General features: G+C 62.7%; 28 protein-coding genes. 14 read left to right on the top strand and 14 right to left on the bottom strand.

What is annotated here, in order from left to right:
- Positions 1-93 precede the first annotated feature (93 nt).
- From ABZ677_RS24020 to ABZ677_RS24005, 4 genes are all read left to right on the top strand, one after another.
- A complete protein-coding gene (locus ABZ677_RS24020) occupies positions 94-273 on the top strand; it encodes a hypothetical protein (protein WP_032375671.1) in 180 nt (59 codons plus the stop codon).
- Between the two features lie 61 nt (positions 274-334).
- On the top strand, positions 335-700 hold the full coding sequence (locus ABZ677_RS24015; protein ID WP_052063198.1) for an Asp23/Gls24 family envelope stress response protein: 366 nt from the start codon (positions 335-337) through the stop codon (positions 698-700).
- Entirely contained in the window at positions 697-1383 is a 687-nt protein-coding gene (locus ABZ677_RS24010; protein ID WP_121873805.1) for a DUF6286 domain-containing protein, read from the top strand. The genes ABZ677_RS24015 and ABZ677_RS24010 overlap by 4 nt, the downstream gene beginning before the upstream one ends.
- On the top strand, positions 1380-1967 hold the full coding sequence (locus tag ABZ677_RS24005; RefSeq protein ID WP_358373957.1) for an alkaline shock response membrane anchor protein AmaP: 588 nt from the start codon (positions 1380-1382) through the stop codon (positions 1965-1967). Before ABZ677_RS24010 ends, ABZ677_RS24005 begins: the two co-directional genes overlap by 4 nt.
- A 141-nt stretch (positions 1968-2108) precedes the next feature.
- Here ABZ677_RS24005 and ABZ677_RS24000 read toward each other — a convergent pair whose 3' ends face one another.
- Both ABZ677_RS24000 and thrC read right to left on the bottom strand, forming a co-directional pair.
- Positions 2109-3047 carry a GGDEF domain-containing protein gene (locus ABZ677_RS24000; RefSeq protein ID WP_358373954.1) on the bottom strand — a complete coding sequence of 313 codons (939 nt, stop codon included), beginning with the start codon at positions 3045-3047 and terminating at the stop codon, positions 2109-2111.
- 328 nt (positions 3048-3375) lie between these two features.
- Positions 3376-4416, bottom strand: a complete 1041-nt coding sequence (gene thrC, locus ABZ677_RS23995; protein WP_358373951.1) for a threonine synthase — start codon at positions 4414-4416, stop codon at positions 3376-3378.
- A 344-nt stretch (positions 4417-4760) separates the two neighbouring features.
- Here thrC and ABZ677_RS23990 point away from each other — a divergent pair, with 344 nt between their 5' ends.
- The 3 genes from ABZ677_RS23990 to ABZ677_RS23980 all read left to right on the top strand — a co-directional run bounded on the left by ABZ677_RS23990 (position 4761) and on the right by ABZ677_RS23980 (position 6778).
- Complete coding sequence (locus tag ABZ677_RS23990; protein WP_358373948.1) at positions 4761-5243, top strand: hypothetical protein; 483 nt, start codon at positions 4761-4763, stop codon at positions 5241-5243.
- Between the two features lie 527 nt (positions 5244-5770).
- The gene (locus ABZ677_RS23985; protein WP_358373945.1) at positions 5771-6139 is read left to right on the top strand and encodes an STAS domain-containing protein; all 369 of its coding nucleotides are present in this window, start codon (positions 5771-5773) and stop codon (positions 6137-6139) included.
- 117 nt (positions 6140-6256) lie between these two features.
- Complete coding sequence (locus ABZ677_RS23980) at positions 6257-6778, top strand: hypothetical protein (protein WP_358373942.1); 522 nt, start codon at positions 6257-6259, stop codon at positions 6776-6778.
- 385 nt (positions 6779-7163) lie between these two features.
- Here the strand turns inward: ABZ677_RS23980 and ABZ677_RS23975 are convergent, their stop codons facing one another.
- The 3 genes from ABZ677_RS23975 to ABZ677_RS23965 all read right to left on the bottom strand — a co-directional run bounded on the left by ABZ677_RS23975 (position 7164) and on the right by ABZ677_RS23965 (position 8649).
- Positions 7164-7919, bottom strand: a complete 756-nt coding sequence (locus ABZ677_RS23975) for a hypothetical protein (RefSeq protein ID WP_358373939.1) — start codon at positions 7917-7919, stop codon at positions 7164-7166.
- A gap of 248 nt (positions 7920-8167) precedes the next feature.
- A complete protein-coding gene (locus ABZ677_RS23970) occupies positions 8168-8356 on the bottom strand; it encodes a hypothetical protein (protein WP_032375675.1) in 189 nt (62 codons plus the stop codon).
- Positions 8353-8649, bottom strand: coding sequence for a hypothetical protein (locus ABZ677_RS23965; RefSeq protein WP_068051217.1), 297 nt, complete (start codon positions 8647-8649; stop codon positions 8353-8355). The genes ABZ677_RS23970 and ABZ677_RS23965 overlap by 4 nt, the downstream gene beginning before the upstream one ends.
- A 365-nt stretch (positions 8650-9014) precedes the next feature.
- On the opposite strand from ABZ677_RS23965, the gene ABZ677_RS23960 reads away from it, so the two are divergent.
- The 5 genes from ABZ677_RS23960 to ABZ677_RS23940 all read left to right on the top strand — a co-directional run bounded on the left by ABZ677_RS23960 (position 9015) and on the right by ABZ677_RS23940 (position 12094).
- On the top strand, positions 9015-10637 hold the full coding sequence (locus tag ABZ677_RS23960; RefSeq protein WP_358373934.1) for a YhjD/YihY/BrkB family envelope integrity protein: 1623 nt from the start codon (positions 9015-9017) through the stop codon (positions 10635-10637).
- A 50-nt stretch (positions 10638-10687) separates the two neighbouring features.
- Complete coding sequence (locus ABZ677_RS23955) at positions 10688-10945, top strand: DUF3618 domain-containing protein (RefSeq protein WP_032375695.1); 258 nt, start codon at positions 10688-10690, stop codon at positions 10943-10945.
- Positions 10942-11214: a DUF4235 domain-containing protein gene (locus tag ABZ677_RS23950; RefSeq protein ID WP_358373931.1), complete on the top strand. Its 273-nt coding sequence runs from the start codon at positions 10942-10944 to the stop codon at positions 11212-11214. The genes ABZ677_RS23955 and ABZ677_RS23950 overlap by 4 nt, the downstream gene beginning before the upstream one ends.
- Positions 11215-11600: 386 nt before the next feature.
- The gene (locus ABZ677_RS23945; RefSeq protein WP_358373928.1) at positions 11601-11948 is read left to right on the top strand and encodes a hypothetical protein; all 348 of its coding nucleotides are present in this window, start codon (positions 11601-11603) and stop codon (positions 11946-11948) included.
- Between the two features lie 5 nt (positions 11949-11953).
- Positions 11954-12094: a hypothetical protein gene (locus ABZ677_RS23940; RefSeq protein ID WP_358373925.1), complete on the top strand. Its 141-nt coding sequence runs from the start codon at positions 11954-11956 to the stop codon at positions 12092-12094.
- A gap of 54 nt (positions 12095-12148) precedes the next feature.
- Here the strand turns inward: ABZ677_RS23940 and ABZ677_RS23935 are convergent, their stop codons facing one another.
- From ABZ677_RS23935 to ABZ677_RS23920, 4 genes are all read right to left on the bottom strand, one after another.
- A complete protein-coding gene (locus ABZ677_RS23935) occupies positions 12149-12439 on the bottom strand; it encodes a hypothetical protein (RefSeq protein ID WP_358373922.1) in 291 nt (96 codons plus the stop codon).
- Between the two features lie 154 nt (positions 12440-12593).
- Positions 12594-13115: a recombinase family protein gene (locus ABZ677_RS23930; protein ID WP_358373919.1), complete on the bottom strand. Its 522-nt coding sequence runs from the start codon at positions 13113-13115 to the stop codon at positions 12594-12596.
- Between the two features lie 186 nt (positions 13116-13301).
- On the bottom strand, positions 13302-14762 hold the full coding sequence (locus ABZ677_RS23925) for a hypothetical protein (protein ID WP_358373916.1): 1461 nt from the start codon (positions 14760-14762) through the stop codon (positions 13302-13304).
- Positions 14755-15909 (bottom strand): hypothetical protein, encoded by a 1155-nt coding sequence (locus tag ABZ677_RS23920; RefSeq protein ID WP_358373914.1) that lies wholly within the window; start codon positions 15907-15909, stop codon positions 14755-14757. Before ABZ677_RS23920 ends, ABZ677_RS23925 begins: the two co-directional genes overlap by 8 nt.
- Before the next feature lie 13 nt (positions 15910-15922).
- On the opposite strand from ABZ677_RS23920, the gene ABZ677_RS23915 reads away from it, so the two are divergent.
- Positions 15923-16483, top strand: a complete 561-nt coding sequence (locus ABZ677_RS23915) for a DUF5067 domain-containing protein (RefSeq protein ID WP_080734330.1) — start codon at positions 15923-15925, stop codon at positions 16481-16483.
- A 273-nt stretch (positions 16484-16756) separates the two neighbouring features.
- Here ABZ677_RS23915 and ABZ677_RS23910 read toward each other — a convergent pair whose 3' ends face one another.
- Together ABZ677_RS23910 and ABZ677_RS23905 are read right to left on the bottom strand one after the other, a co-directional pair.
- On the bottom strand, positions 16757-17947 hold the full coding sequence (locus tag ABZ677_RS23910) for a hypothetical protein (protein ID WP_358373911.1): 1191 nt from the start codon (positions 17945-17947) through the stop codon (positions 16757-16759).
- 272 nt (positions 17948-18219) lie between these two features.
- Complete coding sequence (locus tag ABZ677_RS23905) at positions 18220-18705, bottom strand: hypothetical protein (RefSeq protein ID WP_037149393.1); 486 nt, start codon at positions 18703-18705, stop codon at positions 18220-18222.
- A 319-nt stretch (positions 18706-19024) separates the two neighbouring features.
- Between ABZ677_RS23905 and ABZ677_RS23900 the strand changes: the two genes are divergently transcribed.
- Positions 19025-19624: a recombinase family protein gene (locus ABZ677_RS23900; RefSeq protein WP_094742445.1), complete on the top strand. Its 600-nt coding sequence runs from the start codon at positions 19025-19027 to the stop codon at positions 19622-19624.
- Positions 19625-20133: 509 nt separating this feature from the next.
- Here the strand turns inward: ABZ677_RS23900 and ABZ677_RS23895 are convergent.
- From ABZ677_RS23895 to ABZ677_RS23885, 3 genes are all read right to left on the bottom strand, one after another.
- A complete protein-coding gene (locus tag ABZ677_RS23895; RefSeq protein ID WP_206498362.1) occupies positions 20134-20433 on the bottom strand; it encodes a DUF4229 domain-containing protein in 300 nt (99 codons plus the stop codon).
- A 65-nt stretch (positions 20434-20498) separates the two neighbouring features.
- On the bottom strand, positions 20499-21461 hold the full coding sequence (locus ABZ677_RS23890; RefSeq protein ID WP_094650931.1) for a cytochrome c oxidase assembly protein: 963 nt from the start codon (positions 21459-21461) through the stop codon (positions 20499-20501).
- Positions 21462-21471: 10 nt separating this feature from the next.
- Entirely contained in the window at positions 21472-22071 is a 600-nt protein-coding gene (locus ABZ677_RS23885; RefSeq protein ID WP_206498361.1) for a copper resistance CopC family protein, read from the bottom strand.
- Between the last annotated feature and the right edge of the window lie 55 nt (positions 22072-22126).

The raw sequence follows: 22126 nt of genomic DNA, 5'->3' as shown, positions 1-22126 counted from the left end.
GGCGCTTGCTGCAGGCCTCCGGCTCGAATCATCACCTGCCCATCAGGCCCGAATGTCCATCCACGCTGCTTCACTCGACGAAGGATCACCATCATGACTACTTCCACAGTCGGCCTGCTCGCCGGCCTGCTTCTGGCGATCGCCGCTGCGGCCGGCGGATTCGTCGGGTTCGTCCTCGCCCTACTGCTCGGCGCAGCCGGTTATGCACTCGGTGCCCACCGCGACGGTGAACTGGACCTCGGTGCACTCCTACGAGGCCGCGGCCGTGGCTGACGTGGCCCATCCCTCGAGCCCTCTCGCGTCGGAGGGGTCGCGAGAGGGACAGGGGCGTCAGATGGCAGCGCCATCGAACCGCGGCACGTTGACCGTCAAGGACAAGGTCGCGCAGCATCTCGCCGTCCGCGCCGCCCTCGACACCGCAGGAGTGCGCACTCACGCCGGCGGACTCGACAAGCTCACCGGCCGCGAACTGCCGCGGGTCGACGTGAGCGTGTCCGGTGACCACGTGCGTGCCACCGTCGACATCGCGGTGCAGTGGCCGCAGCCGCTCACTACTGTGACCGCGGCAGTACGCGCGAACGTCACCCACGCGCTGTCGACCTGGGCAGGTCTGACCGTCGACGGCGTCGATGTCAGCGTCGCCGTCGTGGTCACCGAACCAACGGTGAACGGCGATATCAGAGTGGAAAGAGTGACATGAGCCCCCGGCACAACCTCATCGACCCTGACCCTGACCCCGACCCCGGCGCCGGCGCCGCGCGGCGCACCGCTGCTCTCCCCGCGTCGACCGACAGATCCGACAGCGAAGCCGACCCCCAAGCGGGCACGCACCTCGACAACGTCGCGGTGTTCGATCCGGCGCCGGGGCGCACCCCCCGCGCCGTACCCACTGCCGCCTACACCGGCGCCCTGATCGCAGTACTGCTGATCGGCGTCGGTGCCGTGGGAATCCATGACGGCGTAGTCGCCGCCGGCTGGATCTCCGGCCGGTCCTGGACCGGCGCGGCCATCGACTCGATCGATGGTCTGAGCCCCGCAGGCGCGATGATTCCCGCCGGCATCGTGGCCGCGCTGATCGGATTGTGGCTGGTGCTGACCTCACTGTCTCCCAGGCGCAAGAAGGCAGTCGACATCGATTCGGCCACAGCACTGTTCATCGAACCGTCCGATATTGCCCGGATTTCCTCGATCACCGCCGAATCGGTCTCCGGGGTGTTGTCCGCGCGCACGAGTGCAACCCGCACGAAAGTCACCATCCAGGTCGAGACCACCGGCGACGCAGCGACACCCGGCGCTGTCGCCGATGCGGTACGCACCGCACTGACATCGCTGACGCCGGTACCGAAAGTATCTGTCCGCACCCGCACCGGAGGAACCCGATGACGCGCACATCGATCGCACTGGACCGCCTCGCGACCTTTCTGCTCGGGCTGGTCTTGATCGCGGTGGGTGCCGGAGCAGCAGTGTGGGCAGCAGCGTCGGTATGGAACATCGAAACGCTGCGCGGGTTGCCGGAGCTGGTCACCGCGCCGCAGATGGTGAATGCATCGCAGGCCCCCTGGTGGCCCTGGGCGGCAACAGCGATCGGGGCTGTTCTGGTTCTGTCGGGTCTGCGTTGGCTCACCCTGCATACTGCCGCGCCGAAGGCGAAGACACTTCAGTTGGAGGGAAGCGGACCGGAGGGTCGACTCTGCGCCGACCTCGGTCAGGTTGCAGCCGGTGCGGCGCGTGTGCTCGCGCAACGCGCCGACATCCACTCTGCACAAGGTACAGCGATCATCGACCGCGGAGTCCGGACATTCGACTTCGAGGTCACCGCAGATTCTCCCGACGACTTGGCAGCCGTCGCGGCTGCAGTCGATGCGGTGTGCCGCGACGCAGTGTCGATGGTCGGGGACCCTTCGCTCGCCACGCGCACCCACATACGTATAGCCAAGACCGCACACAATGGTCGCCGCGTCAGCTGAGAGCGCGCTTCGCCCGCGATCGGAGCAGCTCAGGAATGATTTGCGGCAACCTACGTCGGCGGCGCGCCGTTGACTGTGGCAGTAACGGTGCCTGTCGGCAGGCAGACGTCGTGGTGGACGTCCATGGCCGCATGCGCGGCTTCAGGGTCCGTCGCAGACTGTTCTGTTTCCTCCCGACTTCTTGGCCCGGTACATCGCCTGGTCGGCGCGCGTGATCAAGTCGTCGATGTCGGACGCGCCCGGCACGGTCCTGCTGGGTGCGGCCGAGGCCAGCCCGACGCTGGCGGTGACCGTGCCCGACCGATCGATGCTCTGCCGTATCCGTTCGGCCAGATCGGTGGCCGTGGCTACCGGCAGGCTGGTGGCCACCACGAATTCTTCACCCCCCATCCTGGCGACCAGCTCCGAGTCCGAACATGCCTCGGTGACGATGCGAGCGATCCGGCGTAGCACTCGATCACCGTGATCGTGCCCGTGGGTGTCGTTGACAGATTTGAATCGATCGAGATCGATCATGAGCACCGCCTGAATACCTACTCTCGCTGCGGTCGGACAAGCCGGCCGCATGCGGTCGCCGACGGCTGCGCGGAAGCCGCGACGATTGAGCAATCCCGTCAATGGATCGTGATGGGAATTGTGCGCACCTCGGCGCAGCGCACCCTCCGCGATCTGGGTGAAGATCGGAGCTGCGCCGATCACACTGAGTTGCACCACCAGCCGGGAGATGTAGAACCAGAGGTCGATGTCGGTGGTCCACAGCGACAACGCGAACAGCACCACCGTGACAGCCGCAGCCCAGCACAGGTGCACGATCAACAACCGCGCGCCGTGAAAGAACGCGACGTAGACACCGATGAAGGCGAACCATCCCGTGCCCGGCGACGCTGCGGCAGGTTCGGTGAAAGTGAACAGTGATGCAGCGATGATCAGATCCGCCCCGGCGACGAAAACGATCGATACCCGCTCCGACGGCCATGGCCGGGCGATCCAGCATCCCGCCGCAACGAAAGTGCTCGACGCTGCCGCCGCGAGGACGAACACGGCGACCGGTGAGACCGGGCACAGGGAGCTGGCCATCATGAACACAGCCCACACGCCGAACGCGATGCAGCCACTTGCTGCGCCGAGCTGCGCCGGTCGTTGCTGTGATCGGGATCGTAGAAACAGTACGATCCAGGAATAATCCGAGGCCCTGAAGGGTCGCGCGGAAGGCGGCGACCCGGTCACCGCCGGATCCCTGCCATGGGGTTATCGCACGAACGAGCGCTCATCGCCCAAGATTCTTGCAGGTGATCCGGTCGTAGACAGCGCGAACGACGTCCCGACCAGGCACGGGAACTCGGAAAACGACACATCCGGGGCTGACTCGAGCCGCACGGGGCGAGACGCTGCGGGCGGTGTGGGTGCCTCAAGTCAGGGTGAGCGCAGAGGCAACGGCTTCCGGGTCGGCGACCACAGCGACGGATTCGGACATACTGGACAGGGCGACCTCGGGGTCTTTGAGCCCGTTACCGGTGACCGAGCACACGACCAGCGATCCCGGTTCGATCCACCCGTTCTGCACTGCTTGCACAAGCCCTGCGATCGACGCGGCCGAGGATGGCTCGACGAAGATGCCCTCGGCTCGGGCGACCAGACGATACGCGTCGAGAATCTCGGCATCGGTGGCAGCGCAGAACATTCCGTTCGATTCGCTCTGCACGCGACGCGCGGCCTGCCACGACGCCGGCGAACCGATCCGGATGGCGGTGGCGATGGTGTCCGGGTTCTCGACCACCGATCCTGTGACCAGGGGCGCGGCACCTGCGGCTTGGACCCCGAGCATGCGTGGCCGTGAGTCGATGATCCCTGCGGCGAGATAGTCGCTGTATCCGAGCCAGTGGGCGTGGATGTTGCCGGCGTTGCCGACAGGCAGAATGTGGACCTGCGGCGATTGCGAGAGGGTGTCGCAAATTTCGTAGGCGGCGCTTTTCTGGCCGGCGATGCGGTCCGGGTTGATCGAGTTGACCAGGCCCACGGTCGGAAATGTCTCCGCCAGTGACCGAGCAACGGTGAGGCAGTCGTCGAAGTTGCCGTCGATCTGCACGATGCGGGCACCGAGGATGTGCGCTTGGGCAAGCTTTCCCGACGCGATACGCCCTTGGGGGATCAGCACCGCACAGTCCAAGCCGGCCTGTGCGGCATACGCTGCCGCCGAGGCCGCCGTATTACCGGTCGAAGCGCACAGTAGCAGCCGGTCGCCGCGCGATCTGGCCGCGGTGACCGCTGTGGTCATCCCCCGATCCTTGAACGATCCGGTCGGATTGGCCCCTTCGACCTTGAGGTACACCGTGCATCCGGTGATATCCGACAGATACCGTGCATGCAGCAGCGGGGTCGAGCCCTCACCGAGGCTGACCACCTCCCCTGCATCGGCGTGGGAGACCAGATCACCGAACCGGGCGATCACCCCGCAAGGCCGGACAGGATGCGGCGGCGAACCCGAAGGCGATACGGCTGCGGCAGACTCACGATGATTGTTGGTCACGTCGATACCGACGAGCGGACCAGCCGAAACCGAACGGAGAACCACGAACTTTCCGCGACGCCGAGTACCGACCTGTATCGAACCGGCAAACCTCGGACATCGCGCAGGAAGCAGCCCGGCCAGGGCGCATCGGCGGACATCGTTCGCGGGCGAGGCGGGCCTCACCTCGACGAACTGTGTCCTATATCACTGCCTCGGGAGGTTCGGTCCTCGACGTCGCGGGCGTCCTACCGTGTACAGAAGAATTTCGAGGAAAGAGGACCCCGATGCCGGATCGAGAACGCGATGACGACCACGTCGCCCAGCGGGCAGCCGAGCAGTCGGCGGGACCGGCAACCGGCGACGGAGCACGCGCAGCGAGCGGTGTCCGGCGTCCCCGATCAGGGGAAGGCAGGCATGCTCTTGCCGACCCCACCGAACCTATCGAACCCACAGCTGATGGCCGCCGGACGATCAGCGGCACCGCCGGTGAGGCCGGATACGGAGTCGGTTCGACTGCACACCACGCGGCCCGGACCGGTGACGTTGTCGGTGATGCGCAGTCCACTGCCGAAGCGCAGCTCGACGATGTCAGCACCGATGACACCTCCGACGCCGCGCGGTCACAGCAGGTGAGGCTACTGATCGGGATCGTCGCCGCGGGCATGATCACCGGACTGGCACTACTGCACCGGAGTCGCCGACACCCACGTACACGTGTAGATGCACGCAGTCGGACGTTGTCAGGGTCATTCCTCATCGGACGATGACCAACTGTCGTCGGACGCGGCGACGCCCGTCCAGGGAAGAAAATTCGAACAGGCGAAGTAGTCGAGGAAGGGCCTCATAATCTGATGTATCCGGTATTGATCGGCATTGTTGCGGTGTCCCTGATCATGCTCTTCGGCGCGCTGTTCGTTCTCGTTGTCGGAGAAGCAATTCAGGTGACCCGGTCGGTACGGGCGTCCAGACGACAGGCCCGAGCGAGAACAGAAGCGAACCCATGACCAGCGCCGGAGCGTGGTGTGGGGTGCCCGATAAAAACGGGTGTCGGAGAGCGCGGCTGCACATCACACCACGGACCCGCAGCGCACCGACCCAGTCATCCGGGTCAGGAAACCCGGGCGTTGAATTGCTCTCGAGCACTGCACACACTTGCGCGCACCGGTTCCGGTGCGAATCCCACTGCGCCGCGGTCGTGCGGCTAATCCGCAGCTCACAGATCGGGTCCATGGATAGGATGTGCCCGGGTGCAGCTACTTCGGGGTGAGCCGGGTCGAAAGGTGTTGAGTGTGTCATGAAGAACGACGCGGTCGGTTCCGGCCCTCTCGGCATCGCAGTCGAACGAGTCGGAACTGCAACCGTTCTGTCCGTACGCGGTGACCTGGACCTGCGCACCACCCCAGACCTGATCGTGTCGATCGATGCCGCAGTCGCCGAGGCCACACCATCGGCCCTGATCATCGACCTCACGAAGGTGGCCTTCCTCGCCGCGGTTTCCATGACAGTTCTCATCGACGCGCACCGGCGAGTCCAGGGGGTCTCGAAGTTCGCTGTCGTGGCCAACGGTCCCACTACGAGTCGGCCGCTGATACTGATGGGGCTGAACGAGACCTTCGCTCTGCACGCCGACCTCGCGGACGCCCTGACATCGCTGACGCCGTGACGAAAAGTGCCAGGTCACCAGACGAAGTACGTGCCATGACCGCAGGACCATATCGATGATCATGACCGTTCACTCACACCACAGGTCCGACCCCGTGTGGCAAGACGGCCCGGTACGGTGACCGACGCGAACTCCGGTTGCAGCACAGACCGCACGCCCTCGCTACGAGGCCTGACCGCGCTGCTCGGTTCCCACCGACGATCCCAAATACTGGATGTCGGGCTCGTCCTCGGGAACATCGCGCCGGACCGGTTGCTCGGCGAGCACACTTCACTGTCGATCGCGGCACACGAATGTCCGAGCACCACCGCAACGCATCCGTCAGCTGTGATCGGTCGCGGCGAGGCTGCCCGACTACTGCTGGATCTGTTCGAAGACGTCGCGGATTATTTGCTCGAACATGTCGATCACCGCGGCCGCGAACACCGACCCGTCCGCGGTGACGATCGACTGCGATGTGATCTGTTCCTCGTCGCTGCGGACCGCACCCTGTTCGGGGACAACCTCACCGTGCGGTGCATCCTGACCGACGACATCGGCGCAATGGTCTCGACCACCGAAGAACGATTCGTCGGCCGACCGAATCATCGCGGTACGGCGACAGGCGCTCACGAGAAACCAGAACAGCCCCACCGCTGACCTTGCATGATGCGGTAGGGCTGTCTGTGTGCCCGGCAACCTCTTCCAGGCACCGGGCACAACGACTGCCGGGCCACCTCTCGGACCGGCAATCCACACGTGCTGCAGAACCTGCGAACAGTCGCAGGCAACAACGCACGTGTCCTGTACATCGCAGGGCAGGCCGGGCCGTGTTACTCCACTTCACCGCCTTTCCGTATCGGAACGAGCCCATCCCCGCTATTTGGAATCAATGGCTTCCACTCCTGGTTTGCGCACGCTTGCTCACTTGTCGATGTCTCGGGCCACGTTGGTTCGAAACCGAGAACTACGGGGCTTTGCCAACGCGGTGCCGGGTGCGCGGCCCCGTGGATCGCCGGGATCTACCTACCGCCGGGGTGGGCTGTCAGCGTCGGAAGCCGCGATCGGGCCTGCGGGACTCGATGTCGACGAACGGGGTGAACCATTCCGCGGGAACGAGATTGACTGCACCAGGATGCGGTTTGGTGTCATTGTCGAACAACGTCAGCACATCGTGGTCCTGGAACAGATAGTCCAGCGGACCTTCCCAGTCGTTGTCGTTGTCGTGCGCGGCGATGTCGCCGACCAAATCCATACGGCGATCGGACTCGTCGGTGGCCATTGCCCGTGCTCGACCGAGAATCAAGTGCAGCGCCATCTCCTCCCCGGTGCAGACCGGATCCGGGTCGATACCGGCCTGAGCCTCGAGTGCGAGATCGTCGAAGCAGCGGGCCTGCTCACGCCACCATGCCGCCGGCCGCGTCCACGTCACCGGTGGGAAGTCGCTCAGAATCGACGAGCTGTGCGATGCCGACCCGGGGCGTCGGTGTAGCTCCTCGATCGCATCGTAGACATCATCGGCCAACGTCCACGCTGCTACTTCGACGAACCGGCGTTGTCGCGCAGTCAGTTCGATCACCGAATCCTCGAACACCACGTCGTCGACAGATGACGACAGATCCGGTTCCACACTGGGGAAGCGGTCACCGCCGCGCCCGGAACTCCCGGCTCCGAAGTCCGCCGGAATGACCACACCGTCACCGCGGTCGTCGCCGCCGAAAGGAGCCTCTCCTGTAGCACCGCTGATGTTGTCAGGCTCGCTTGCGCGCTGCTGTTCGTCACCTGTATTCCGCGAGTCCATGGTCGAACTGTAAGGCGCTCGCCGGTGCCCTGCGGGGGCAGCCACGCCGGATCGATACACCGGGACAACACAGGGTGACGCACCGACGCGTTGAATCGTCCTTCGGCCGCTCAGCCGGTCTTGATAAAACTGATACCTGCTGCGTCGGCATCCGGGGTGAACCTCATTTCGCGTGTCGAGGTCGAACCGATCGCGGTGGGCGCGTGCGCGCAGACTCGCCCACCTCCATGCCCGGGCGGGTTGTTCGCTCATCCTGTTCTGCTGATGACGGCTACGAGTGCCAGGAATACGGCGGTCCCGGTGGCGCCGAGAATCGCGGCGCTGAGGAACCCGCGTTCGGGGTCGAGTGCCCACGCCGCGCAGGTGATCAGCACGAGCGCTACGCCGCTCCAGAACAGATAGGTGCGGCGGGGGACAGATCGAGGGTGTTTCGTCACGGCGTGCCGGCGGTGCTGTCAGCTGCGGGACTGTTGGCTGCGGTGTTGGTGGGTGGGGAAGCAGGTAGTGCGGTGACGTCCTGGTCGTCGGCGAAGACGAGGGCCCCGGCGTCCAGGGCGATCGCCCAGCGGTGTGGGGGCGCCCAGGTGCGACCGAGGGTGTCTGCGGGCAGGAGGTAGTCCCCGAAGTCCTCGACGAGTGTCCCTGCAGAGGTGGTCCCGTCGGGGCGGTGCACTTCGACGATGTCACCAACCGAGAGGGCTCCGGTGGTGGTTTGTTTGGGATCGGTCATAGTTCAGCATTGAAGCAGGCCGGTCAGCAGCCGATTCGCGGTGGTCTCGACGCCTCGCCTGCGGACAACGCCGATAACGTCGTGGGTATGGGGCCGTGTACAACAACGGAAGAGTGATGGTGATCTGTCACCGCCACCGGGCGAAAACCGTCCCCGTTCTATTTCCGATGAAACCCTGTTCGGTTGACGGGTTGTTCACTCATCGAGAGACAGACCGCGCCGGTGGTAGCGGTGCTCTGCGTACCAAGCTCGGTCCATTTTGCGGCGCAAGACCAGACTGTTACTGCGTTATCTGTGCCGACGATTCATCTGCTGCTGACTCTCGGGCAATGTTTTCATCGGTGTGCTGCGGGTACTAGCGTCAGGTGAGTGAGAACGATGATGTCCCGTCCGCACCGGTGGATGCCGACCCGGATGATCCGCGCAAGGCCGACTCGCCGACGGAGCTGACGAAAACGTCGTGGCTGTTCGTGCTTCGCAAGACTGCGCGTGAGTTCTCGCGTGATCAGTGCACCGATCTCGCGGCAGCGTTGACGTACTACGCAGTGTTGTCGCTGTTTCCCGCTGTGTTGGCGATCGTGTCGCTGCTCGGTGTGTTCGGGCAAGGACAAGCCACCGTCGATGGTGTGTTGCAGATCGTGTCCGATCTGGGACCCTCCTCGGCGGTGGAGACGCTGCGGGAGCCGATCACGCAGTTGGTGTCCGCTCCGGCCGCAGGGTTCGCTCTGGTTACTGGTGTTGCGGGTGCGTTGTGGTCGGCGTCGGGGTATGTGGGGGCGTTCGGGCGGGCGATGAACCGAATGTACGAGGTCGAGGAAGGGCGTCCGGTCTGGAAATTGCGGCCGGTGCTGTTGCTGGTGACGGTGGCGGCGCTGGTGCTGATTGCTCTCGCGGCGGTGATGCTCGCGGTCAGCGGACCGGTAGCAGCCGCGGTGGGGGATGCGGTCGGTCTCGGCGATACCGCGTTGACGGTGTGGAACATCGCACGGTGGCCGGTCGTGCTGGGCATCGTCGTTCTCGCGGTCGCGTTGTTGTATTACGCGACTCCGAATATTCAGCAGCCGAAGTTTCGGTGGATCAGCAGCGGAGCAGTGGTGGCGATCGTGGTGTGGGTCGCCGCGACGATCCTGTTCGGGTTCTACGTCGCCAATTTCGGCAGCTACAACAAGACCTACGGATCGTTGGCCGGGGCGATCGTGTTCCTGCTGTGGTTGTGGATCACCAACCTTGCGTTGCTGTTCGGTGCCGAACTCGATTCCGAACTCGAACGTGGCCGACAACTGCAGGCAGGGATGGTCGCCGAGGAACGTTTGCAGCTCCCACCCCGAGATACTCGGGTGTCGGAGAAGAACGAGGAGAAAGATGCCGCCGCCGTCGACGACGGACGACGGCTTCGGCTTCGCCACCAACATGCCACGGCACATTCCAGCGGTGCTGGGCAGCGCGATGACAGACACAATCGCACGACACACGGCGACGAAGAGCCGTTGCCTGTACCTGTTTCCGGCTCCAGCACTGGCGGAGACATCACTTCGAATCAACATATGCAGGGAGAAACAATGAACGCTCATTCCGGGCCACCGTCGGAGGAAGCCCGCACTTCGGCTGCGGATCTGTCGACAGTGCAGCTCGTCGAACGTTTGACCGATCAGGTGTCGACGCTGGTGCGCAGCGAGATCCGCTCAGGCCTCGAGGAAGTGAAAAGCAAAGGCACCCGGCTCGGCATCGGTATCGGTATCACCGGTGCGGGCGCACTGCTGCTGTTCTTCGGTCTCGCCACTCTGATAGCAACTGCAGTGCTGGGGTTGGCGACAGTGCTGTCGGCGTGGCTGGCAGCGCTGATCGTCGCCGCCGCAGTCCTGGTGGTGGGAGGGGTTTTGGCTGCGGTGGGGACCTCACGCGCGAAGAATGCGGTACCTCCGGTACCGGCAGAGACCGTCGCCAGTGTCAACGACGACATCACCGCCATCAAGAAGGGAATCCGATGACCGAGAACAAGCACGTTGCACGCGGTAACGAGACAGGCGAGGAGGCGCACGTGACAGACCCGCCAGTAGCGCCGGTGCCGGATATCGAACAGCAGCGCGCCGAACTCGCCGAGACGGTGGCGGCGCTCGCCGACAAAGTCGATGTGCCTGCGCGGGTGCGCAGTGAAGCAACCGTTCAGGCGGAGAAGGCCAAGACGTTGGCTCAGGACAATCCGCAGGTCGCCGCGGCCGCTGTCGGGACCCTGGTCGCGGCGGTAGTGCTGGTGGTGTTCTCGCGTCGTCGCCGTGCGCGGCGGTTGCTGCGATGAGTGCGGTGTCGAAAGCGGTGTACAAACCGCTGTCGCTGGCTACCCGCGTGCTCGGCGGGGTACTTGCCGGGGTGGTGTTCAAGCAGGTGTGGAAACGTATCGGCGACAACGACACCTCGACTCCCGACCCGAAAGACCTGAGCCGCACCGTCCAAGAGGTGCTGATCGCGGCCGCCATTCATGGCGCGGTGTTCGGGGTCGTCAAAGCCGCCGTCGACCGTGCCGGAGCGAAAGGCTACCGCGCTCTCGCCCACGAAGACCCCAGCTGATCACGAGAGCCTTACACAGGCGTCCGCACTCGATCGGCGGTCTGGTGCGGCTTCCCGTTCGACGATGCCGAAACGTCGATAGAAAACGACTACGAGTTGTCGGAACGGCGATGCACTCAGGGATGGGGCCAGGTCGGCCCGCTCGGCTCCGGTGTGATTCGGTAGCCACGGGAGAGGTTGACCGGCAAACGTGAAACGCTGCTGTCAGTTTCAGAAGTAGGCTGCACGATTTGCTGGGGTTTTACCCGTGATTGCAGTCGTCTTCTGACATTCTGAGTGCAGAAGTGAACTGCACAATCGGCACCACAGGTCGGGGTGTTCAAGGCTGTGGTGGGGGTGGGCGGCCGATGTGCGGACGGGTCGATACGTCGACCAGAATCATCGGTATGATGGAAGAGCGGTCGGCAGAGACTTTTGTGGGGTTCGCGGTGCGCTGGGAACCCTATGGAGGTGCCGATGACGAAGACATCTTCGTGGCGTTCGGGATTTCGGGTGCGGAGTATCGGCGCCGGTTGTGGTGGGCCTTGAATCTGCCCAGTGGCCCAGACCTGGACGACGATGTCCGTGATCGACTCCGTGAGTACGCCATGCGTACCACGCGCCTACGCCGTCGTCGGGGCGGTAGCGAAGTTCGCGATGCACTCAGTGGCGTGTGGAAATGGGGTGATTCCTACGGTGATCGCGACGTGAATCGACTTCCCACCAGCGAGGGCGATCAACGCGAGGATCAGTAGTGTCGATGACGTTTGTCAGTGTCAGAAGTTGGCTGCACTTCGTGCTGACGCCGGTGTTGGCCTGGGGAACCTTTGGTGCGGTTTCGCAGCGCCCGCGTGATGTCGATGATCGTCATGGCCAGCAGGACTGGTTTGGCAATGCTTAGTACGGCCGCGGACCCGATGACCGAGGCAACCAGAATTGAGTAGATGTCCACCGGTCAGGTCTTGTCGCTGATGTCGTTCGATGTTGTCGGTGCTGTCGTCGACGGTTCGGATTTGTGGTGCTCGATGATGTCGGCGTCGTCGGCGAAGATCAGCGTTCCGTCTTCCGACGCGATGGCCCATCGATGGGGCATGGCCCAGTCTCGGCCGGCGGCGGGGACGGTCAGCAAGTAGTCGGCGAAGTCCTCGACTACGGTCCCGGTAGCGGTGCCGCCCTCTAGGCGTCGCACTTGGAGTGTGTCACCAATGGTGGGTGGTGTCGTTGTGATCTCTACCGGTTCGGTCATGACGGAATTGAAGCAGACGAATTCTCGTGGCTGATCATGCGTCCATCGATTTTCAAAGTCGTCGATGTGCCCGAGACCCCCACGGTGGCAGCTTCGGAAGTTGACTCGCATCGGCCCGGCGGGCCATGTGCGAGAAACGGCGATTGGCGGTGGGCTATTTCAAGTGCCGGTACAGCGTCGATCGCGACACTCCGAGCACTTCTCGGATGTCGGTGAGTGACATTCCGCCGGTGCGCATTCGCTTCGCTTGTTTGATTTGCGTCCCGGACATCGCCGGTGGTCGGCCACCGAGTCGCCCTTGGGCGCGTGCCACTGCCAGTCCGAGGTTGGTGCGTTCGCGGATGAGGTTGCGTTCGAATTCCGCCAATGCTCCGAAGATGGAGTAGATCAGCTTTCCGCCGGAGGTGGTGGTGTCGATCGCTTCGGTCAGCGAGCGGAATCCGACGCCATCGACGTCGAGCTGCTCGACCGTTTCGAGGAGATGGGGGAGTGATCGCCCGAGACGGTCGAGTCGCCACACGACCAACGTGTCGCCGCGCCGCAGATGCGAGAACAGATCCGACAGCTGCGGCCGAGACGTCGTCGCACCCGACGCAGTTTCCGTCCACACTCTCGAACACCCGGCAGCGCTCAAGGCTTCGCTCTGCGCGTCGGCGCTCTGATCGGTCGTCGACACCCTCGCGTAGCTGTCAGTTTCAGAAGTGGGCTGCACTGCGTGCTGGCGTTTTACCGTCCAGTGCAGTCGTCTTGTGAAATTTCTGCGTCAGAAGTGTGGTGCACAAATATGTTGGTAGGTCAGCGGGCGCTTCCATCGGTATTTGGTCCGAACAGGGCGGCCTGTCCACTCTTCTGGAGCATTGCCTTAGTCGAGAAAGTAGGCGAGGACTTTCTCGTCGGAATCCAAGACCTCGTCAGCGGCCACACCGAGCTCGAGTGCGAGCTCGACGGATCCGAGGAGAGCGACCTCCACATCGGGGGAGAAGGCCCGTTCGAGCACCCCTAGGTAGTCGGACATGCTCGCATCGAGCTGGTTGATCAGCTCCTGGTACTCGGCGGCGAGTTGCTCATCGAGGATGCGCTGCTCGCCGAGATAGCGCTCGATCAGCGATGCCTCTCGCTTTGAGAGTGAAGACGACACAGCCTTATACATGACAACGCCGACAGTATTGCCGATCACGGCACCGAGAACTGGCACCGGAATGATGGCCTGGCCGACGAAGGATGACAGGGCGCTGACGGCAGTCTCGAGACAGACCAGCTCCGAGTTCTCGATGAACGCCAACTCATCGATCTCACCGCGACGAAGTTTGTTCGCCTGCTCCGCGACGCCGAAAGCAGCGGTGACGATCGAGCTGGCAACGGCGGCGGGGGTGGCGGAGAAGTTCGTGAGCCAGTAGATGCTGAGTCCTCGGACACCGCCTTGGGTGGCACCGAGACCTCCTTCGCCTGCGATGTCGGTCCAGTCCTCGCGTGTGAAGTCTTTGAGCTGCTTGCCTGCACGGCGTTTCGCGATCACGGCCAGCGCGAGTGCGGTCCCGCCTTCGATGGCGGCGGCCGCAAGTGTGGCCTTCGTGCCCTCCCGTAGCGTCGGCTTGCTTGCTTGGTAGGCGTCGTCACGCAGGGACTGATCGGTGGAGCGGAGGGAATCCGTCTCTGACTCGAGAGTTGCGCCGTAGGCACCCATTTGGACCTCGGAGTACTTCAGGTGCGAGGGCTCGAGTGACTCGACGCCGAGAGAACCCCCTTCGAAGAAGGACTGCACTCGCGTCCAGTCTCCGTAAGATGGGCCGTCGCCGGTGCGAGTCAAGAGTTTGCCGGCCTCCTCGCGTGGCATGGCGTGCAACTTCTGGATTACCTCGAAGTGATCGCGGGGAATCTGATACTTCCCGCCGTTCTCGACGAAGTCGGGATACTTCTGGAGGTGGTCCGCGATCGCGCCGAGGCCGAAGCGGTTGCCAGCCGCGAAGAACTTCTGCTGGATTGCTACGCCGCTGCGCATGAGGTCGACGGGGCCGTTGTCGTTCACCCACTGGTAAAGCGGGTTTTCGCCCGAGACCTGGCGTCGAGCGTTGCCGACGCCCACTTCTGCGACCTCGGCGATGAAGCCGTGCATGCCTTTCACTCCGCCGCGGTTGGTTGTGACCACCTCGAGGTCGATCTTGCGAACCGCCGCGGTAACGCTGGCGAGCGCATCCGCCAGATTCATGTCCTGCTGGTCGAGGGTGCTCAGGAGGCTATCGAGCCGGAGTTGATTGAGGTAGTTCACCCAGGCTGCGACAGCCTGTTCCTGGTTGCTCTTGCCGAGCTCAACTGCCTCACTCATCATCGGTGCCTTGCTCGATGCGCTTCGTCAGCAGGGCTGCGCATGCCTTCGTGTTGTTCACCAGCGCCACGAGCTGGAACTGCTGAGGTACGGGCAATGTGAGGAAATCAGCGCCGAAGCACGTGAGTGCTGCGCTGTAGCTTCGCAGGAGTTTGTCCCGGAGGGCCGCTGTACGCCGGAGGAGATCATCGATCTGGGCGTCTATGCCTTCTATCTGCGCGGTGTTCTTCTTCACCGAGGTCAGCGCTGCGTGCTTTGCCTCGCGGTTGTCGAACTTGTTCTTGGTGAACACGGCTATCGATGCGAGCAGTGTGGCACCGGCGACCGTCCAGCCGATGGGGCCGGCGAGGGCGAGCAAGGCTCCGCCGGCTGCGGTGCCTCCGCCGCCGGCTGCAACAGCTCCTCCGCCGAGCCATGCGAGTGCGGCGTTGCTTGCTGCCGCGCCGGAGAGTGCGGAGATCGCGGTGCCGGTCGATGCGGTGCCGAAGGTGGTGGCAACCCATAGTGCCGCAGTCGGTGCCATGCTCGCGACCGCAGCGCCTGCGGAGAACCCGGCGGTGGCACCTGCCGCCGACTGTCGTGCGGCTTCGAGATCCTTCCGCGCGAACTCCTCCGCTCCCAAGAACTGGGCTTTGTTGATGTCGATCTTGGCGATGTCGGTCTCGAAGGACTTCGGGGTGTTGACGACGCTGTTCACCAGCTGTTCGACGAGCTCGATCAGATCTGTCGAGCGTTCTCGCAGGAGTAAGAGAGAAAGGCCTTTGTCGCTCATCGAGGTGAACGCGCCGTTGTACTCGGCTATCCCCTCCTGATATGGGTCAGGCTTCTTCGCTGTCAGTTTCCCGAAGGTATCTGACGCGGCGACCTTGAGGTCGCTGGTCTGTTCACCCAGCTGTTTCGAGCTATCCCGCGCGAACTTGGTGAAGTCGCCGACCCTCTTCAGGTTGACCTTGTCCGCCCTCTTCAGGTTGACCTTGTCCACCCTGACCGGTTCAACCATCGAGATCTCCGAGCTCCGTGTGATGTGTGTTCTAGCGACCAAAGAGTATCGGCTACCAGTGACATCGTGTACACGTCCATTGGCGCGAACGCCGTGAACGATAATCAGCACCCGATCAAATGCTCTGATCACTTGCTCGACATTCACCAGAGGACATCACATGCACCGCATCACCAAACTCTCGCTCGCCAGCTTGACCGTCAGCATCGCGGCCATCGCGCTCGTCGGCTGCAATTCGGCAGAACCGACTGCCGAACCGACACCGGGATCGACAGTCGCCATCGACGCGCCCGCTGCGGCACCTCCCGAGGCGTCGTTCATGAACAACGTCCTTACGACGGAGGACGTCGTCATCAAAATCACCGACGTGCAGACAATTCAGGTCGGCGAGGAAGGCAACAAGTACGGCAAGAAGCCCGTCATTGCATTCTGGTATGACACGACGAATGTCTCCGGCAAGGAAACGGATCCGGGAACGGCGTGGATATTCCGATTCGAGGCATACCAGGACAACGATCCCAACGCGGAGAACAAGCTTGGTGTCGGTTCGCTGCCGGACGCTGCGTTCCTCGACTCACAGATGAACAAGATCAAGGAGGGCGGGACTGTCCCCAACGCGATCGCGTACGAGCTGTCCGACACGACAACCCCTGTGGAGCTGATCGCTTCGACGAATCTGGGCCAGAACGAGATTGGCTCGATGACCTTCGAGCTTACGTAGACGCCCAGAGGCCCGCATGACGAGAGCCGCCAGCATGGTTTGCCTGGCGGCTCTTCTGCGAGCTCCGGTGGGACGTCGTGCCGCGCAGCGGAAATCCCCTGGCGGGCACGCTGAGCATGCGCTCAACCCGAGGTTCAAGCCGCCGTTGGAGATCGTAGAGTGCAGTTCGTATGCATCAGCGACGGCGTATCATCCGCCTATCGCTTTGTAGAGCCCCGAAACGTCCGTCGCCGGCTTCATGGTCCAGAAAGACCCGTCTGCATGTCGAAGGCATCATGCAGACGGTCGCCAGGTACCCATTCCAGAGCTTGTGAACTGTCCGTCGCCGGATGCAATCGTGACGGTTACTTGCTGGGCAGACGAAACGAAATTGTTGTCGATGATGTCACCAGATGCGGAAGTGCGCTCCCAGTAGGCATCCTTGATCAGCGCGCCGTTCGGCTTCGCGGACACGTACGTGCCGGGTGGTATCTGGTTTGGGCCATTGCCGACAACGTATGTTCCGTTACCGAACCACTTCTCGATGTCCCCGGACAAAACGCGTTGATAAGTGTCCTTGATCTGTGCATCGCCGAGGGTTTTGATTCCTTCGGTCAACATGTGAACATTCCAATCGGTCATCCAGTCTGCGAAAATCTGCGTCGGAGAACTCGACGTTGCGCCCCGAATGCCCCAGCCGTTGACCTGGTCAATGAAGCTTTGCATTGCAATCGCAGGAAGCCGGACTGGATCGATTCCGGGTGACTTGAAACTTGAAGGAACAGGCCAACGTCGTTCGGATGCCAGCTTGTTGAACTGATCCGCAGGAGTCTCGTCGAACGTGGGCAGGGACCGCCGCACCAGTTCGGTCGGCTGGAAAGGGCTCGTGCTCGTCTCCATCTGAGACAGCGTAAAAGTGAAATCATCACCAGACCGGCTGTTCAGTTCGTCGCTGGAACCGTCGTACCGAGGTCCGGACGTCTGTGGGAGGAGACCGAAGGATTGAGACTCCACCCGGTCGCTGCTGCCCGTTACGACCTTCTCGTTCTTCGTAGAGCCAGAATCGTCATACGAAAAGTACACATCGATAGGCTCGCCATTCTGCGACACTTCAACGTGTGCTCGAAAATTTACGGATGGCCCAGGCGGATCCGGCACCAACTCGACATGCACGACAGGTCTGTTGCCCACCTTCGCAGAAGTTACCGAGTAGTAGAACGATGCCTTAACGCCATCAGCGAGGTCGACTTCCGCGGGGGCCTCCGCAGTGATCGCTGAATCGACCACTAGAACCACGTCCTTCGGATCGATCTTTTCGGGCGTACTCGAGCACCCCGCCACGACCACTCCGAAAACCGCCAGCGCAGCAACCGATCTGAAATGTTTGTTGAGCTGGCCGTCCGCGGGTCTAAATCGGTTCGTAATCCAAGAAGCTCGTTGCAACAGCCAGGTCATTTCGCCCTCAACATCCGGATCTTTGCTCAAGCTTTACTGTTGAGCGTCCAAGTATGAATACCAAAAGAACGGTTCGGTTTGTATGTCGGGGGCTAGTTCTGGCCCAGAAAACGCACAGGGAGTTGCTTTCAACAGCTGATGAACTCTTAACGCGTTCTGCCCTGGATCAGATACGCGCTGGGCGGCGTTCTCCGGGCTCGAGCGCGCGTTTTGGCCATCGACAAAGTGCACTGTCAAATTCGAAATTGGATGTAGTGACCGGCGTCTTTCCGGATCGCGTTGGGGAGTCGCCGGTCGTGCGTCTAAGCCCCGTGTGCGGTGCCGCCCACGGCCTCGGCAATCATCGGGGCGATCTCTGCTGAGTCAGCGATGCCCTCTGAACTGTTCAATGACAGCACGGCATACTCATCGGGCAGAACGACGTGAATCCCGCCGAAGGAATCGCTGGCCTCCTGCCACGTCGCGAGCGCCTCCTCGTCCTGAAAGATATTGATCCCGGCGTCATAGCCGTTCACTGACATATCGAACACCATCTGAGCCCCCGACAATCCGACCTCTGTACGTTCTGGCTCGCCATGCTCGATTCCCAGGTCAGCGAGAGCCGTGGTGAACTCCTGTACAACAGCATCGGACTTCGAGACCGGCTTGGCCGAGGTCTCTACCTGCTGCTCCTGGGAGGACGGCGAAACGACGTTGGTTTCAACCTTGGCGTCGTCGTCGTTGCCGCACGCGGCGAGGAACAGGCCTGCCGCCAGGACAGTTGCGGCAGCGAGGGGTGTACGTCTCATGTGGTGGTGGTCTTTCCGATGTGGTCGAGCTGAGTGCTCTCCGAAGCGTTGGTAAGAGGGACAGTACCTGGACGTCCACATTCCCCGGCCGGCTGAGTAATGCGATTCAGGTGAAGTCCCGGGAAATCGCCTGAGTCGCTTCCTGCGGGTTTGGGTGTGCGTTTTGACCATCGTCATACCGGACGAGTGCGGACGGGCTACTGAGAGTGATTGACCATGACGTTCTCTCAGCCGAACCGTCCGCTGGAAGTGTCCACTTGATTGGTCCAGCTTCCCGTAGTCTCTACTGGACAGATCGAGTCCAGCAGGCCGGAGGGGCATGAAAATCGGGTACGCGCGTTGCAGCACCGCTAGACAGGACACCTCCGTCCAAATTGGACTGCTCGCCAAGATCGGTGTCGAACGCGACCGGGTCTATATCGACCACGCTGTCAGCGGCCGTCAAGCAAAACGCCCCGGACTCGAAAACGCCATCAACGCCAGCCGCGAAGGCGACGAATTCTGCGTCACCAAACTCGACAGACTCTCCCGATCGGCCGGAGACCTCCACGAAACCGTGAACCGCCTCGCCGCCAGGGGAGTGGCACTGTTGATCGACGGCAAGGTCTACGACCCAGCCGATCCCATGGGCAAAATGTTCATCGGGATGCTGGGCCTCATGGCGGAATTCGAGTCCGACCTGATCCGAGCCCGCACCCGCGACGCGATCGCGGCCGCAGCAGCGGCTGGCAAGATGAAAGGCCGGCCGCACACCCTGACCCCTGAAGAGCGGGCATACCTACTCCAGGTATACGAAACACGGCAGTTCAAGATCGAAACACTCTGCAAGAACACCGGATTGAAACGATCCGCCCTCTACAGCAACCTCACCCTCGCGCGGGAAGAGCGAGACGCTCTAGCGGTCGCGAGAGGTGATTAGCGCAGTCCACTTTCTGAAACAGTGCAGTCGCCGTCAACCTCATCGAAACCAAAGGCGCATCACTCCGCAGCATCACCGAAGGAATCGACACCTCCACAATTGGAGGACGTATGACGTACAACATCTTTGGTTCCCACTCGCCGAATTCGAACGAGACCTCGTCAAAGAACGCACCATGGCAGGCCTCGCCGCCGCATGCTCGCCGACGGAATGCCGGAGACGGAATTCGCCTCCGTCCTCGGAATCGGCCGCGCCACGCTCTATCGTCACCTCACTTCCACAGCCTCTCGTCAGGAACAAGGATGAGTCGAGTCTCCGACCGGCTTCGTGACGAGTAGGGCTGGCCAGGTGGCTGGCGCGTCCAGGCCCCGTCGCCGTGCCGATCGACAGGCGAGGCCACATGCCGATACCAGTGGATTCGATGTCCCCGGCGGGGGGTTGAATGGGTCATCGATGCCCACCGCGCCGGGCAGCCGCCGCTACACGACCCCCGACGTCACAGCGTTTTACTAAGGGGTTGTCCCGCCGGCGGGACCTCGCTTCTTGATCGAGCGCATGCGATCGACTGTTTCGATGTCCGCGTTGATGGTTCGGCGAAGTTTTCTCAGCGTCAGTGCCGACAGCGGCAGGCTTGCTGCGAGTGCGATGAGAAGAACCAACACGAAGGAAATGTCGAGACTGGTCAGCGCGTCGACGGCCAAAAGCACTCCTGCGGCGACGCACACGAGGAGCAGGCGCACGACATTGTAAGCCAGCACATGTAGGGCAAGCCGTCCTCGAGCAGTTGAGGGTGTGCGGATCAGTGGCATCTGCTGTCCTGTCGTGCGTCGTGGCTCATCGTGCTTTCCATTCAGGCCGCTAAGAGTGTCTGGCGTCATCGTCCGGTGCGGGACCGGGTTTCGGTGCCGATCTGTTTGAGGAAGTCGTTGTAAGCGTTCAGTTCGCTGTATCCGTCCTCTTCGGCTTGGCGATCCGCGACGGCCGATTCCTCTTTTTCGTCCCGGTTCCATTGAATGCAGAAGATGAGCACGACCAGTAGGGCGACCGGTTCGCCGTAGGACCACGCCAACGCTCCGGCGAGCTTTTGATCGGATACCGGATCGATGCCCCATTCCGGGGGTGGGAAGGCGAAGGTCGCCAGCATGGGGGTGCTCGACATCATCAAGATGACACCGAAGAACACGTGCAGCGGCATCTCGACGAACAGGTCGAACAACCGGCCCAGATTGCTCTGCCGAACGGGGAGGGGGCCGACGGCGAGCACAGGGATGATGAACAGCAGCCCGCTGGCGAAGAAGAAGATCTCCATCGATACGTGCCCGATGACTGTGATGGCGAGAACATCGAAGATCGACGACAGATACAGCCCGTAATAGCTGAAAAGGAACAACGGGATCGTCAGCCCGGGATGGAGAGCGATGCGTCCGGCGCGGCTACGCAACCCCGTCAGCGCCGCGATCAGTACCCACCTACCGGCTCCGTGATGCGCGGTGGCTCGCAGGAGAAGTCGTCCGGGCGAACCCACCACCAACAACGGTGGGATGGTCATCGACAACGTCAGATGCTGGAACATGAAGACGCTGAACAGGCTGTAGCCGTAGCGTTCGATCTGCAGTCCGGTCACCAGGACCAGCGCCGCGCAACCGAGCAGAAAACTCGCACTCCGCCACCGCGACCATGCGATACCTCGACCGCGGACCCGGTAGAGCCCCCAGCAGTACAGCCCGGCCATGACGACACCGGCGATCGGCAGGATCGGTAGGGGAGGAAGATCCCAGCTCAACAACGCTGCCAGCGTCGGCGGCCCTTCCGGGGGAGCAACGGCAGCGATGATCATCGGCACCCTGTCATTGCTTGTTCTTGCCTCGGATCACCAGGGTCAGGGCGATGGCACCGAGACCGAGCACAGCCAGGCCCACGATCGAGAGCAGCATCATGGTGTTCTGTTTCGGTGGCCGGTCTTCGCTGGCGGACGGATTGTTGGGATCGTAGGGCTGCGTTGCCGTGGTAGCAGGAGTCGGCGAGGTCGAGGTCGCACCGCTCTGCGATTGCTGTGCAGCGGCGTCCTGAGGGGTGGCGGTCGCCGCAACGTCGACGGAGAAACCGTACGACCCGGTGATCGGGTGCCCGTCCGCGGAGGTGACACGGTAGCCGACGGTGTACTCCCCGTTGGGGAGTCCGTCCTGGAGCAGGACCGATACGTCGGGGCCCTCGACCGTGGCCGTTCCTTGTGCCCACTGAATGTCGCCAGGACCCACGACGCTGATGGTCGCGAACGATTCGTTGATGTCCTGGTTGAACACCAGACCGACACCGATCGGCGCGAACTCCAGGGTGGCATCGGCGGGCGGGTCGGAGCTGACCAGCTCACTGTGCGCCGACGCCGGTGCTGCAGCGAACAATGCTGTCCCGCAGATCATCACAGCGATCAGCATCAGACGTTTCACGTGGGGTACTCCTCTGTATCGAGCCCGACCCAACAACTACGGGACATAGTAGTAG

It is taken from the genome of Rhodococcus sp. NPDC006774, from assembly GCF_040636045.1.
Lineage (GTDB): Bacteria > Actinomycetota > Actinomycetes > Mycobacteriales > Mycobacteriaceae > Rhodococcoides.
Note: the sequence above shows the minus strand (reverse complement) of the source record. Positions and strands in the feature narration are given on the sequence as shown.

Bases quoted from the DNA above. Each gene is read 5' to 3' on its own strand.
- ABZ677_RS23945 (WP_358373928.1), top strand. From the start codon at position 11,601: ATGATGGAAGAGCGGTCGGCAGAGACTTTTGTGGGGTTCGCGGTGCGC.
- ABZ677_RS23915 (WP_080734330.1), top strand. From the start codon at position 15,923: ATGCACCGCATCACCAAACTCTCGCTCGCCAGCTTGACCGTCAGCATC.
- ABZ677_RS23900 (WP_094742445.1), top strand. From the start codon at position 19,025: ATGAAAATCGGGTACGCGCGTTGCAGCACCGCTAGACAGGACACCTCC.
- ABZ677_RS24015 (WP_052063198.1), top strand. From the start codon at position 335: ATGGCAGCGCCATCGAACCGCGGCACGTTGACCGTCAAGGACAAGGTC.
- ABZ677_RS23990 (WP_358373948.1), top strand. From the start codon at position 4,761: ATGCCGGATCGAGAACGCGATGACGACCACGTCGCCCAGCGGGCAGCC.
- ABZ677_RS24010 (WP_121873805.1), top strand. From the start codon at position 697: ATGAGCCCCCGGCACAACCTCATCGACCCTGACCCTGACCCCGACCCC.
- ABZ677_RS23905 (WP_037149393.1), bottom strand. From the start codon at position 18,705: ATGAGACGTACACCCCTCGCTGCCGCAACTGTCCTGGCGGCAGGCCTG.
- ABZ677_RS23935 (WP_358373922.1), bottom strand. From the start codon at position 12,439: ATGACCGAACCGGTAGAGATCACAACGACACCACCCACCATTGGTGAC.
- ABZ677_RS24000 (WP_358373954.1), bottom strand. From the start codon at position 3,047: ATGATGGCCAGCTCCCTGTGCCCGGTCTCACCGGTCGCCGTGTTCGTC.
- ABZ677_RS23890 (WP_094650931.1), bottom strand. From the start codon at position 21,461: ATGATCATCGCTGCCGTTGCTCCCCCGGAAGGGCCGCCGACGCTGGCA.
- ABZ677_RS23975 (WP_358373939.1), bottom strand. From the start codon at position 7,919: ATGGACTCGCGGAATACAGGTGACGAACAGCAGCGCGCAAGCGAGCCT.
- ABZ677_RS23940 (WP_358373925.1), top strand. From the start codon at position 11,954: ATGACGTTTGTCAGTGTCAGAAGTTGGCTGCACTTCGTGCTGACGCCG.
- ABZ677_RS23925 (WP_358373916.1), bottom strand. From the start codon at position 14,762: ATGAGTGAGGCAGTTGAGCTCGGCAAGAGCAACCAGGAACAGGCTGTC.
- ABZ677_RS23895 (WP_206498362.1), bottom strand. From the start codon at position 20,433: ATGCCACTGATCCGCACACCCTCAACTGCTCGAGGACGGCTTGCCCTA.
- ABZ677_RS24020 (WP_032375671.1), top strand. From the start codon at position 94: ATGACTACTTCCACAGTCGGCCTGCTCGCCGGCCTGCTTCTGGCGATC.
- ABZ677_RS24005 (WP_358373957.1), top strand. From the start codon at position 1,380: ATGACGCGCACATCGATCGCACTGGACCGCCTCGCGACCTTTCTGCTC.
- ABZ677_RS23965 (WP_068051217.1), bottom strand. From the start codon at position 8,649: ATGACCGATCCCAAACAAACCACCACCGGAGCCCTCTCGGTTGGTGAC.
- ABZ677_RS23985 (WP_358373945.1), top strand. From the start codon at position 5,771: ATGAAGAACGACGCGGTCGGTTCCGGCCCTCTCGGCATCGCAGTCGAA.
- ABZ677_RS23950 (WP_358373931.1), top strand. From the start codon at position 10,942: ATGAGTGCGGTGTCGAAAGCGGTGTACAAACCGCTGTCGCTGGCTACC.